The following is an 11,871-nucleotide window of genomic DNA, read 5'->3' as shown; positions in this document are numbered from 1 at the left end:
ACCCATGCCTCCGCCTTGACCCATACCTCCGCCTTGACCCATGCCGCCACCTTGACCCATTTGAGGACATTGTACTCCTAAATATTGTAGACCGACCATATCACTTTTGTGAACCATATTAGCTATACCGTTTTCCATAATATTAACCATGCCAGTAGCTGCATTTATTCCCAATAAGTTAAATGTATGTTCTCTTCCGCCCCAAAAAGATTTAAAGCAATGTCCTTGTCTTCCTAACTTAATTTGATCTTCAATTGTAGCTTGTGGAACTAAAGTTGGTGCTGTACCTACTCTATAATAATAATCATATAAACTACGGTAATATTCATATTCATCACTGTTATAAAACAAATTAAAACCCTCCTTTAAGTTACATAACACTATATGACATGATCTAAAAATGGTTATTCGTGGACAATTCAATTTTTTGCCTATTTTGAAAACGCTTCATTTAAAATTAAAAAACCACCTTTAATTAAGTGGCTGGAAAATCATTATGTAACTTCTATTTCAACTATCTTACATACACTTCTATTTTTGGAATAGACACTTTTCTTTTAGTTGCAACTACGCTTTATGCCTATTTTTGATAAAATCAACAAAATTGTGAGTTATTTTAAATATTCAGTTTAATACAGAATATTAGGTGTCGATAAAACTAATAATGATAGATAACAGCAGATTCATTCTAAACCATAAATTCGAGCTTGTTATCACTCACTTATTAAGGAGATGACACTTTGATGCGTAAATTTGCGGTAATAGTCGCTGTAATATTTTTCTCATTATCAACTTTGCCAGAACATTCATCAGCTGTGACGAAAAAACTAGTTCTTGGTTATTATACAAACAAACCTAGTTCAACTAATTCTTTTCAAACAAATTATAAATTTATGAATCAAATCGCAACTGATACATATAAGTTTGATGCTGCCGGTAAAGTTATGGGGACAGCACCAAAGGAGATTGTAGATCTTGCAAATTCTAAACAAGTCCAACCATTTGCAGTTGTCTCAAACTATGGGAAAACTGATTGGGATACTGCTCTTGCCCATAAAATTTTATCAAACACGGACATTCGAAAAAAATTCATTTCTAATTTGTTGTCATTACTTCGCACAAATCAATACAAAGGTGTCAATATCGATTTTGAGGCTTTATCACCAAAGGATCGAGTTTTATTTAGTAAATTCATTCAAGCTGTATCAAAGAAACTATCCACAAACGGATATTTAACAATGGTATCAGTTCCAGCAAAAATTAAGGATAATCCCTCAGACTCTTGGTCAGGAGCATACGACTTAAAAACATTAGGAAAGTGTGCAAATTTTATTCAAATAATGACTTATGATGAAACTGGGTATTGGTGGAATCTCCCTGGTTCAGTAGCTAGTCTTCCATGGATCAATGCATCTCTAAAATATGCTGTATCAGTCATAAGTCCGAAAAAAGTTCTAATGGGCATCGGCGCTTATGGAAATGATTGGAATATCACAAGTCGCAAAGTAACAGAAAATAGAAGAGTACCATTGAGTGAAATTCCGCAATTGCTTAAGCGCACAGGAGCAACTACGATTCGGGACAAGGCTTCAGCTTCTTTGCATTTTAGATATATAGATCAAAACGGTCACACCCATGAGGTTTGGTATGATGATGCTACAAGTATTTCAAAAAAGGCTCATTATACAAATAAATATAATTTAGGTGGTATATCTATTTTTGCACTTGGAATGGAAGGTCCAGATTTTTGGGAAGCAATAAATAGAGGACTACAATAAGTAAAAAAACCACCTTTATATATAGGTGGTTTTTTCGACTATAATATAAAATTAATTCCTCACTAAGCTTGATGAGTAACGATTTTCTGGTATTTTTAGACCCAAATTCCCTCTTAATGTTGATGCCTCATATTCTGTTCTAAAAATTCCTCTTTCTTGCAGTAAGGGAATAACTTGCTCTGTAAAATCTTTTAAAGCACTTGGTATTGCTGAATAAATCATCAATCCATCTGCAGCTTCTTGTTCATACCATTCTTGAATTAAGTTCGCTATTTTTTCTGGTGTCCCAATAAATGCACTTCTTGGCGTCGCTGCCTGTAATGCCACTTGTCTTAGAGTTAGACCTTTTTCTTTCGCTTCCTTTTTAATTTTATCAGTACCACTTCTAAAACTATTTTTCCCTAAATCACCTACATCTGGGAATGGCTCATCTAATGGGTATTGAGAAAAATCATGGTGTTCAAAGAATCTGCCTAAGTAATCAAGTGCATTTTCTATACTTGTTAAGTTAACCAGATCTGAATATTTTTGTTCCGCTTCTTCTTGTGTTCGACCTACAATTGGAGCAATTCCTGGAAAAATAGCAATATCATCTTTAGATCTGCCGTATGATTCCGCTCGCTCTTTAACTTCTTTATAAAATTGTTTAGCATCTTCAATATTATCGTGACCAGTAAATACTGCATCAGCAGCCTTTCCAGCTAACTCTTTTCCACTTTCAGAAGAGCCTGCTTGAAATACGACTGGCTGCCCTTGTTTCGAACGACCAATATTAAGTGGCCCTTCGACTTGATAATATTTACCTTTATGATTTAATCTGTGCAATTTTTGTGGGTCAAAAAACACACCAGATTCCTTATCTCTAATAAATGCATCATCCTCCCAAGAATCCCAAAGCCCTCTTGTCACTTCTAAATGTTCCTCTGCAATCTTATAACGATCGTCATGTGTAGGATGTTCGTTTTTACTATAATTTTTAGCAGAACCTTCTAAAGGAGAAGTAACTAAATTCCATCCAGCCCGACCATTACTAATATGATCTATAGAAGCAAATTGTCTCGCTACTGTAAATGGTTCGCTATAAGTAGAGGATAAAGTTCCAACTAACCCAATATTTTTTGTAACTGCTGCTAGGGCAGAAAGGATTGTAATTGGCTCAAAACGATTTAAGAAGTGTGGTATTGATTTTTCAGTAATGTATAATCCGTCCGCTATAAAAACTAAATCGAATTTTCCATCTTCTGCAATTTTCACTTGTTCTTGATAATAATCAAAATTGACACTAGCATCTGTTTGCACCTCTGGGTGACGCCAGCCAGACATACTTCCACCAACACCATGCACTAATGCTCCAAGCTTTAATTGTTTTCGTTTAGTCATTTCTTTCCCTCCATTAATTCGTTAATAAGGTCGTTTCATTTATAGTTAATTCGTAGCTTTTCACTAGAATTTTTCCATTCATAAATTCGTATTGTTCTGCCCTTTTAAACCCTAACTTTTCATATAATTTTATAGCTGATTGCATCATGTCCGATGTATGAAGTACAATCCGATCAGAACCCCATTCTTGTGCTAAATTACAACTAGCTCGAATTAATTCTGTTGCAATCCCTAACCCTCTAGCCTTTGGTGAAACACCTAATAATCGAACAATCGGATATTTAATCTCTAAGTCTGGTAAACCATATGCCTTTTCAGCTGAATCATATATAAAACAAGCTCCCAACATTACATTGTCAACCAATGCAATAAGCTTAGTTTTCGTTTGACTATTTTCAGTCGAGTCAATAATACTATTTTTATAGTTTTCCCATTGCTCAACAGATAATATCGTTGCATATTGCTCATACGAATCAACTAAAACTTTTTTCACCTGATCTAATTCATCTGGTTTACTTTCCCTAATGACCAAACGATTGATCGTCATACGTGATTTCCCCTTTCAATTTGAACTGAAATATTGAAATCATCAGCTATGCGTTGGATCTGTTTTATATGATGATAAACATGTGAGATGAAGCTTTGTATAATTTCTTCTACAGTAACTTCTTGATTTTTGGGATTAATACCGCTTTTTTGCCAATCTTCACTTTTTAACCGTCTCAGTAATTGACCGTTGTACTGTAAAACAGAGCGATACATTTCTAATAATTCTGCAATATTGCCTTGATTCGCATATTGACCTTTAATCCACTCATCTTGATTAAATGCTGGCAATTGAACACTAGATCCCGATAAAACTTCCCTCAATCTGAAGTTCACTACAAAGGCATGATCTAATAAATGTGTTAAAACTTCAGTAATGCTCCATACAGTTTCATTTTTCTTCCATTGAAGCTGATTCTTTGGAATGTCAGAAACCACTTGATTGATTCGTTCATATAATTGTAAATATTCGTTTAAGTCGACTGACAATTTATACATTTTGTCCTCCTATATACTAATAACATCTTTAGAAAGTTTACTTAGAATAGCCATTGAAAAATCCTTGAAGAATCTTATACTTAACGGGATTGCTTTCTCATCTAAATTGAACTTGGGATGATGCCATTCATATTCACCAGAAGTTCCAAAAAAGATGAACAATCCAGCTTGGTCTTCAAGATAATAAGAAAAGTCCTCACTGGCTGCTGAAACCTTTGGTTCTACGACATGAAGACCATTTCCTACTGCAACTTCTCGTGCTATTTGAGCTAATTTTTCATCATTAATAACAGGTGGTGGTCCGGCTTTCCAAATTGTATTAATCTCAGTTTGAAAAGCATTACCTACACTTTGATTCATTTCAAACAGCCTATTTTGAATTATTTTTCTTACCTCTTGATTGAATGTACGAACTGTTCCACTAAATACAGCTTTATCTGATATGACATTCCAAGCTGTTCCACTATGAAATTTTGTCACACTTACAACTGCACTTTCGAGTGGACTAATATTCCGACTTACAATTGATTGAATTGATGTAATTATATGTGAAGCAGCTACAATTGAATCAAATCCTGATTCTGGGACTGCAGCATGACTCGCTTTCCCTTTTACTTCTACTGTAAACCCATCTGCAGATGCCATCAGTGGTCCAGACTTTATCCCCACTGTTCCAACTGGTAAATCTGGTTTATTATGCATTCCAATAATAGCTTGAACATCACTTAAAACATTTGATTTGATGATTTCCAATGCACCTTTACCAATTTCTTCTGCAGGTTGAAAGACTAGAAGAATTCTACCAGGAAGTTCATCTTCTATTTCTTTTAGTAATATCGCGGTACCTAATATTGCAGCTGTATGAAAATCATGACCACACGCATGCATTTTACCTGGATTCCTTGAAGTAAATGGAAGCTTAGTTTCTTCTTGTATTGGGAGTGCATCGATATCTGCTCTGATCGCAATAGTAGGACCATTACTAGCATCACCTAATTCTGCGACAACCCCAGTCTGTAATCCTAAAGGGATGATTCGAATCTGATGTTCTTTTAGAACACGTATAATTGTTGCTGTTGTTTCAAATTCTTCAAATGCTATCTCTGGATTTTCATGCAAACTTCTTCTTATATCTATTAGTTTTTCAATCAAATTTGTAGGTATCTCCTGCTGCATGAGCATCCACTCCTATCATTTCATTAAACTGTAATTTCACTAAATGCTTCTTTGATCAATTGAAGAGATCGAACTCTTCTTTCATAATCTGGAATCAACGAAGTAAAAATGAATTCATCAACGCCAAATTCATTTTGATATTCATATACACGTTTTTGAAATGCATCTTTTGTTCCTTTCAACACATCTGCATCACGAATTTCAGTAGTATAAGATTGACCAGCTTGTTTAGCATAAACTTCAGCTTGCTCGAGCGTTCCAACATTTACAATTTGACCGTTTTCTAATGTCACGCGTACAGTTTGTAATTGAATCGATAATTTTAAAGCTTCTTCTTCCGTATCTGTCACAATTGTAGACAGTGCCAAAATAAATTTTGGGTTCCGGCCACTTTCGTGATTAAACAAGCTATTATAAACTTGAATGGCTTCCTTCGCTGCAGCTGGATCATTATTAATAAATAAAGCAAATGCATAAGGGTAGCCTTTTTGAGCTGCAAACTTTGCACTTGATACACTCGTACCTAATAAGAATAGTGGCACTCTAATCTGAGGTAGTGGTGAAGCTTGCAGTGAATCAAATGAGCTTACTTCAGAAGCTTCTTGATATATAAATGTTTCTAATTCATTTATTTTTTCTTCTAGTGATTGGGGTTCTTTTACACTTTTTTGTAATTCCTGACTAGATTTTGGAAATCCTCCAGGCGCTCTTCCAACTCCAAGCTCGACTCTTCCTGGAGCTAAATTTGCTAATACATTAAAATTCTCAGCAACTTTATAAGGACTATAATGCTGTAGCATGACACCACCTGATCCAACAGCGATTCGTTCTGTTTTTGCTAGAATATGAGAAACTAATACTTCAGGGGATGAGCCTGCAATACCTTGTGAGTTGTGGTGTTCTGAAACCCAAAATCGATTGAATCCTAGTCTTTCTGCTTCCTTTGCCAAATTAACAGTATTGATTAGTACTTCATTTGCTGTTTGACCTGGAAAAATAATACTTTGATCTAAAAAACCGTAATTAAGTCCCATATTACTTTCCTCCATTTTTGATTAAATATAGTACATTTCCTCTTCTGAAAATCGCTTTAAAAACTGTATCGTTCTTTCTTCTTTTGGATATTGAAAAATCTCCTTAGGGTTTCCCTCTTCAACAATTACACCCTCATCCATAAACACCACATGATTGGCAACATCTCTAGCAAATGCCATTTCGTGCGTAACGATGATCATTGTAATTCCTTCTTTTGCTATTTTTCTAATGATCGATAATACTTCACCAACTAATTCAGGATCTAATGCAGAAGTAGGTTCATCGAATAGAATGACGTCAGGGTTTAAAGCAAGAGCACGAGCAATCCCAACTCTTTGTTGTTGTCCTCCAGATAACTGTACCGGGTAGGAATTTAATTTATTTCCTAACCCTACTTTTTCAAGCAGTTCTACGCTTTTCTTGAATGCCTCTTCCTTTGACAGTTTCTTTGCAATAATCAATCCTTCCATGACATTTTCAACGACCGTTTTATTTTTAAATAAATTAAATTGTTGAAACACCATAGCTGTTTTCTGGCGCAAAGCGAGAATTTCTGTTTTAGAAGCTCGACTAAAATCAACCTGGAAATTGTCTATTGTAATTTTCCCTTTATTTGGCTTTTCCAAATGATTTATGCACCGTAGTAAGGTGGTCTTTCCTGACCCACTAGGACCAAGGATCGCAACAACTTCTCCCTTATTTACTGTTAAATCAATTCCTTTTAAAACTTGGTTTTTCCCAAATGATTTCGAAACATTTTCTAGTGTAATCATTTCACACCGCCTCTACTAAATACACTGAATCTCTTCTCTAGTAAACTTGTCATCTTTTCTATGACAATTGTAATTCCCCAAAAGATTAAAGCTGCTGCAATATATGCTTCAAAAAACTTCCAATTTGTAGATGCAACAATTTGTGCTTTTGCGTTAATATCTACTACTGAAACAATAAATGCTAGTGTTGAACCGTGAAGCATACCAATAAATGTATTTGACAAATTTGGTAGACTAATTGCGAAAGCTTGTGGAGAAATGATTCGTTTTAAAGCTTGTGTAGTTGTCATTCCTACTGAATATGCCGCTTCAATTTGTCCACGATCAATACTTGTAATACCTGCTCTAACAACTTCTGATAGATATGCTCCCGCTGTAATAGAAAACGAAATAATTGCAAAAACCATCATTGGAATAGAAGCCGAATTAAATGGAAGGTGATAATTTTCAGCTAATGAATCTAACAGCATTGATAATGAGTAATAGATGATTAGCAAATGTGTAATCATTGGTGTACCTCTAACAACTGTTACGTAGCAAGACGCAATTTGACTTAAAAATGGCACTTTATAAATGCGAACAATTGCAGTAAAGGTTCCAATTAAAAATCCTATAAAAACAGCAACGACCGTTATGAAAAGAGTATTTGGTATTGCAGGTAGAATTTGTAAAAATGCCGTCCAAATAAAAGAGAGATCTAGCTTCATAGTCTAGTACCTTCTTTCACTACAATGACATCGCGATTCAATTTTCCAAATAAATTACGAATTGTAAACGCCTTTCCTGACTTTTCCACACTAGTTTTTTCATATTTTACAAATCGTCTTTCTAATAAAATAAATCCTTTTTCAAGAAAAACACTTAATATAAAATAAACCAATGCTAAAGCAAGATAGGATTCGATAAAATGACGATTTAATAATCCTAATGTTTGTGATTGACCAGTTAATTCCATCACACCTAAAGTAAAAGCAAGCGACGTATCTTTTAATGTACCTATTATTAAGTTCCCTAAAATCGGAATCCATATAGCGAATGCCTGCGGCGCAATAATTCGCTTAAATGCTTCATAACCATTCATCCCGACTGAATATGCTGCTTCAATTTGACCGCGATCAACGGCACTAACTGAGGCTCGAATTCCTTCAGATATAAAAGCAGCACTGTGTAACCCATATGTTAAAATGACAAAATATAAAACATCGAATCGACTAACATCTACATTTAGTAGCTTTAAAATTTCAGGTACTCCATAGTAAATCAAAAATAATTGAATTAAGATTGGAGTCCCTCTAAAAAATGAAACGTACACCTGCGATAATCTTTGAAATATAGGTACTTTATACATTCTAGGTAGGGCGACAAGTAATCCAACTCCCAAACCTACCAAAATAGAACTCCCTACAATAATCAAGGATATCTTTATAAATGGTAGTAATTTCAAAAAGTATTCGAAAATTAAACCAACTTTAAACTCAGCACCCATTTCTTCTCACCCTTTAGATTGATCTTTAGTTATCTGAAGTGAAATCTGCTCCCAACCATTTTTTGCTTAAGTTTGCTAGTGCTCCATCAGCTTTAATTTCTACTAATGCTTCGTCTATTGAATCTGCCAACTTTTGATCTTTCGCGTCATTCTTTCTAAATGCAAATAATACATCTGCCTCAGTTAACGCCGGACCTACTGTTTTCAATTCCCCTGTTGGATCTGTTAGTGATAAGACAAAGTCAGCTGCAACTGTTGCATCTACACGTCCAGAGGTAATTTGTTGAACAGTATCATTTGCTCCACCATTTTGATAAACAATCTTAATCGCGTTATTGTGTTCTTTATTATAGTTTTCTAGAATTTGCGCTTCTGCACTCGTAGCAGTCGTTAGTACTTTTTTACCTTTTAAATCCTCTATTGATTGAATTGAGTCATTATCTTTTGCTACAACAATTTTATTTCTCCAGTGTGCATAGCTTATTTTGTTAAATAAATACTTCGCTTCTCTCTCTGGGTTTTTTTCAATTTCATGAGCAACAAAATCAATTTTCTTAGTTTCTAAACTTAATAATAAGCTTGAGAATTCATATGTCTTTAATTCAAACTTGTATTCTGGTAATCTTTTATCTATTTCCTTTACTAGTTCAACGTCAAAACCAGTTAAATTTCCATCTTTGTCGATAAAGCATACATTTGGAAATTGTGTACCCGTACCAACAACAATCTTTTGTACTTTAGCTTTTGTTCCCGAAGCCTCTGCACTTTCTTTGTCTTTATTGTTTTTTAACACACCAGCTATAATTAAGACTAAAACAATTAGTACTGCAAAGGTAAACGCAAATTTCTTCATCTTCATTTCCTCATTTCTCAATTTTTTTAAAGTTTTGTTCCCTGAGGTCTTACCGCTTGCCAAATTAACTCTTCTGATAATTCTTCTGTAGCTATATTCAATCTTTCTATTAATTCATCTGATAAAATAAATTCATTATTGTCCTCTCTTTTTATCCAATCATCAATCGCATAAACACCTGTTACAAAATGTTTTCCTCCAAGAACAGAAAGCACTGGCTTTAGTGCATACTCTAGGCTCAATAAATGTGCGATTGTACCACCAATAAAAACAGGTAAAATGACTTTGTTTTCCAATCCATTTTGAGGGATTAAATCTAAAAAAGTTTTTAATGCACCAGAATAGGATGCTTTATAAACAGGGCCAGCAATCACAATTCCAATAGATGTTTCAATTTTATTTAGTGCTTCTTTTATCTCCGCATCATGAAAATCACTATTTATTAAAGACTCTGCCGGTAACTCCCTTATGTTAACTTGACAGACATTGAAGCCCTCATTTTCCCATTTCTCCTGTACATATTGAACGATGCCGTTTAATCTGGACTTTGTTGATGTACTTGATGAAATAATAACAATATCCTTCAATGTATCTACCTCCTCTATGAAAATGAGTTAATACCAATATTTCTTATTGGTTAACTAGGAATTAATTGTTACCAACTTTATCATTGACTGAAAATTTCGTCAATCCAATTTCTAATAGAACTTTTCTATACATTTATTGAATATTTGAATTAGCCCATATAATTTTATCTTTTAAGGAAAGATTGCTTGATCTTTATGAAGATAAACAAAAAAGAGTTGGTTATTTTACCAACTCTTTACTTAAATTAACTATTTCATTTACTAATTCTGAATACTCTCCTCGATTACAAAAGATATTAGTTTGTAAATAAATCCCCTTCGTTTCTTCAATATGGATTGGATAGAGTAGCCCGTCTTTCACTTCCTTCTTAACACTAATACTCGGCAAGAAAGCAATTCCAAATTTTTCTAGCATTAGCTTTTTGGCCATTTCTGAACTATCTGTATGAATTTTTATATTAGGTGGAGATTCTAGATTTTCAAACAAACGATGAATTCTAAGCCAATCTAAAGAACCACATTCAAAGAAAATAAGATTCTCCTTAGCAATGTCTTGGATACTGATAGATTGTTTAGTAATAAATGGATGGTCCTTATAAACATATAAAGTAATAGGATCCTCAAATAATTTAATAGATTGTAAACTAGGATGACTAATCTTCCTTACAAATGCAATATCAATTTCATTATTTACGGTCTTCTTCACCAATTCATCTGTACTGCCAGTAATCATTTTATAATGTACCTCATCATTCATGACTGAGAGTTTAGGAATAATCTCGGAAATGACATAGTTGGAAACAGAAACTGTACACCCTATTTTTAATTCATTTGTTTGGGATTTTTTTTGATTTATATGCATCTTACCCTTTTCATAAATTTGCACGACTTGTTGTGCATAAGGTAAAAAACGTTTTCCCTCTTCTGTGATCATCACTTGTTTCCCCGTTCGATGGAAAAGTTTGCAGTTTAATTCTCTTTCTAGTGATTGAATTCTAGCAGTAACAGTTGGCTGTGATAAAAATAAAGAATCTGCTGCTTTATTAAAACTCCCATAGTGAATCACGTAAATAAACGCTTCAATATTTTCGATATTCATTTTCATCACATCCCAAACATATTTTCATATCATTGTTTTAACATTAGATACCGATATTTTATTCATAATTTATTCGTTAATATCGTACTAAATCCTTTTCTAATAAAATCTTTTATTCTTAAATTAACGGACTAAAAAACTCCGCAAAATGAAACACCGGCTTTATGCGACACTAGAATTTTGATTTGCATTTCAACAGTAAACATGATTAGTGCCTAATCATTAATGAACTCTTTTGTGCCTTTTCTCGTTGATTACTCGATTGTATTCTTCTTCTAACTCTGTTAGCGTACTTTCAAATAAATGAGATGATTCTATTTTATATACTCCAACTTTTATCAGCTTATTAATTAGATCATTCTTTCGAGTTTCAACCAACTTTCTCAACATATTTTCCACTTCAATTCCTCCTTTAATTGCAAATGATTTCATCTACATTCTATAAAAAAATATACTTTCCCCATAAGAATACTTGGTATTATAGTTATAAAGATTCTTTCCTTACATAACACATCCAAAGGAATGAATCGATATACGCTAATAACCCGCTCAATATAGATAAGTTGAGAGGGTTGACACTCTACTTATCTTTCGGGATACCCCCTGGAATTGGCACGGTGTTTTCAAAACCCGTTGCCGAGGTATCATAGGGCCAGTCCC

14 protein-coding genes are annotated in these 11,871 nt (G+C 33.9%); 1 reads left to right on the top strand and 13 read right to left on the bottom strand.

Annotated elements, in window-relative coordinates:
* On the bottom strand, nucleotides 1–351 hold a 351-nt coding region (locus V7056_RS12860), incomplete at its 3' end, for a hypothetical protein (protein WP_499702499.1).
* A 392-nt stretch (nucleotides 352–743) separates the two neighbouring features.
* Between V7056_RS12860 and V7056_RS12855 the strand changes: the two genes are divergently transcribed.
* A complete protein-coding gene (locus tag V7056_RS12855; protein ID WP_499702531.1) occupies nucleotides 744–1,778 on the top strand; it encodes a glycosyl hydrolase family 18 protein in 1,035 nt (344 codons plus the stop codon).
* 51 nt (nucleotides 1,779–1,829) lie between these two features.
* Here the strand turns inward: V7056_RS12855 and V7056_RS12850 are convergent, their stop codons facing one another.
* The 12 genes from V7056_RS12850 to fbpA form a co-directional block, all read right to left on the bottom strand.
* A complete protein-coding gene (locus tag V7056_RS12850; RefSeq protein ID WP_499702497.1) occupies nucleotides 1,830–3,158 on the bottom strand; it encodes an LLM class flavin-dependent oxidoreductase in 1,329 nt (442 codons plus the stop codon).
* 13 nt (nucleotides 3,159–3,171) lie between these two features.
* Complete coding sequence (locus tag V7056_RS12845; protein WP_499702495.1) at nucleotides 3,172–3,705, bottom strand: GNAT family N-acetyltransferase; 534 nt, start codon at nucleotides 3,703–3,705, stop codon at nucleotides 3,172–3,174.
* The gene (locus V7056_RS12840) at nucleotides 3,702–4,202 is read right to left on the bottom strand and encodes a DinB family protein (protein ID WP_499702494.1); all 501 of its coding nucleotides are present in this window, start codon (nucleotides 4,200–4,202) and stop codon (nucleotides 3,702–3,704) included. Before V7056_RS12840 ends, V7056_RS12845 begins: the two co-directional genes overlap by 4 nt.
* Before the next feature lie 9 nt (nucleotides 4,203–4,211).
* On the bottom strand, nucleotides 4,212–5,384 hold the full coding sequence (locus V7056_RS12835) for an amidohydrolase (RefSeq protein ID WP_499702492.1): 1,173 nt from the start codon (nucleotides 5,382–5,384) through the stop codon (nucleotides 4,212–4,214).
* Nucleotides 5,385–5,401: 17 nt separating this feature from the next.
* Entirely contained in the window at nucleotides 5,402–6,412 is a 1,011-nt protein-coding gene (locus V7056_RS12830; RefSeq protein ID WP_499702490.1) for an LLM class flavin-dependent oxidoreductase, read from the bottom strand.
* A 21-nt stretch (nucleotides 6,413–6,433) separates the two neighbouring features.
* Nucleotides 6,434–7,186, bottom strand: a complete 753-nt coding sequence (locus V7056_RS12825) for an amino acid ABC transporter ATP-binding protein (protein WP_499702488.1) — start codon at nucleotides 7,184–7,186, stop codon at nucleotides 6,434–6,436.
* Nucleotides 7,183–7,893, bottom strand: a complete 711-nt coding sequence (locus tag V7056_RS12820; protein ID WP_499702487.1) for an amino acid ABC transporter permease — start codon at nucleotides 7,891–7,893, stop codon at nucleotides 7,183–7,185. The genes V7056_RS12825 and V7056_RS12820 overlap by 4 nt, the downstream gene beginning before the upstream one ends.
* The gene (locus V7056_RS12815) at nucleotides 7,890–8,672 is read right to left on the bottom strand and encodes an amino acid ABC transporter permease (RefSeq protein WP_499702485.1); all 783 of its coding nucleotides are present in this window, start codon (nucleotides 8,670–8,672) and stop codon (nucleotides 7,890–7,892) included. Before V7056_RS12815 ends, V7056_RS12820 begins: the two co-directional genes overlap by 4 nt.
* Nucleotides 8,673–8,697: 25 nt before the next feature.
* Nucleotides 8,698–9,525: a transporter substrate-binding domain-containing protein gene (locus V7056_RS12810; RefSeq protein ID WP_499702484.1), complete on the bottom strand. Its 828-nt coding sequence runs from the start codon at nucleotides 9,523–9,525 to the stop codon at nucleotides 8,698–8,700.
* Between the two features lie 26 nt (nucleotides 9,526–9,551).
* Entirely contained in the window at nucleotides 9,552–10,112 is a 561-nt protein-coding gene (gene ssuE, locus V7056_RS12805; protein ID WP_499702482.1) for an NADPH-dependent FMN reductase, read from the bottom strand.
* Nucleotides 10,113–10,332: 220 nt separating this feature from the next.
* Nucleotides 10,333–11,211, bottom strand: coding sequence for a LysR family transcriptional regulator (locus V7056_RS12800; RefSeq protein WP_499702481.1), 879 nt, complete (start codon nucleotides 11,209–11,211; stop codon nucleotides 10,333–10,335).
* A gap of 222 nt (nucleotides 11,212–11,433) precedes the next feature.
* The gene (gene fbpA / locus V7056_RS12795) at nucleotides 11,434–11,601 is read right to left on the bottom strand and encodes a Fur-regulated basic protein FbpA (protein ID WP_499702529.1); all 168 of its coding nucleotides are present in this window, start codon (nucleotides 11,599–11,601) and stop codon (nucleotides 11,434–11,436) included.
* Nucleotides 11,602–11,871: the final 270 nt, after the last annotated feature.

Source organism: Bacillus sp. JJ664 (assembly GCF_036962205.1).
Taxonomy (GTDB): Bacteria; Bacillota; Bacilli; order Bacillales; family Bacillaceae_G; genus Gottfriedia.
The sequence above is the reverse complement of the archived record's forward strand: the minus strand, read 5'-3'. Positions and strand labels throughout refer to the sequence as shown.

Bases quoted from the DNA above. Each gene is read 5' to 3' on its own strand.
- V7056_RS12855 (WP_499702531.1), top strand. From the start codon at position 744: ATGCGTAAATTTGCGGTAATAGTCGCTGTAATATTTTTCTCATTATCA.
- V7056_RS12850 (WP_499702497.1), bottom strand. From the start codon at position 3,158: ATGACTAAACGAAAACAATTAAAGCTTGGAGCATTAGTGCATGGTGTT.
- V7056_RS12845 (WP_499702495.1), bottom strand. From the start codon at position 3,705: ATGACGATCAATCGTTTGGTCATTAGGGAAAGTAAACCAGATGAATTA.
- V7056_RS12840 (WP_499702494.1), bottom strand. From the start codon at position 4,202: ATGTATAAATTGTCAGTCGACTTAAACGAATATTTACAATTATATGAA.
- V7056_RS12835 (WP_499702492.1), bottom strand. From the start codon at position 5,384: ATGCTCATGCAGCAGGAGATACCTACAAATTTGATTGAAAAACTAATA.
- V7056_RS12830 (WP_499702490.1), bottom strand. From the start codon at position 6,412: ATGGGACTTAATTACGGTTTTTTAGATCAAAGTATTATTTTTCCAGGT.
- V7056_RS12825 (WP_499702488.1), bottom strand. From the start codon at position 7,186: ATGATTACACTAGAAAATGTTTCGAAATCATTTGGGAAAAACCAAGTT.
- V7056_RS12820 (WP_499702487.1), bottom strand. From the start codon at position 7,893: ATGAAGCTAGATCTCTCTTTTATTTGGACGGCATTTTTACAAATTCTA.
- V7056_RS12815 (WP_499702485.1), bottom strand. From the start codon at position 8,672: ATGGGTGCTGAGTTTAAAGTTGGTTTAATTTTCGAATACTTTTTGAAA.
- V7056_RS12810 (WP_499702484.1), bottom strand. From the start codon at position 9,525: ATGAAGAAATTTGCGTTTACCTTTGCAGTACTAATTGTTTTAGTCTTA.
- V7056_RS12800 (WP_499702481.1), bottom strand. From the start codon at position 11,211: ATGAATATCGAAAATATTGAAGCGTTTATTTACGTGATTCACTATGGG.
- fbpA (WP_499702529.1), bottom strand. From the start codon at position 11,601: ATGTTGAGAAAGTTGGTTGAAACTCGAAAGAATGATCTAATTAATAAG.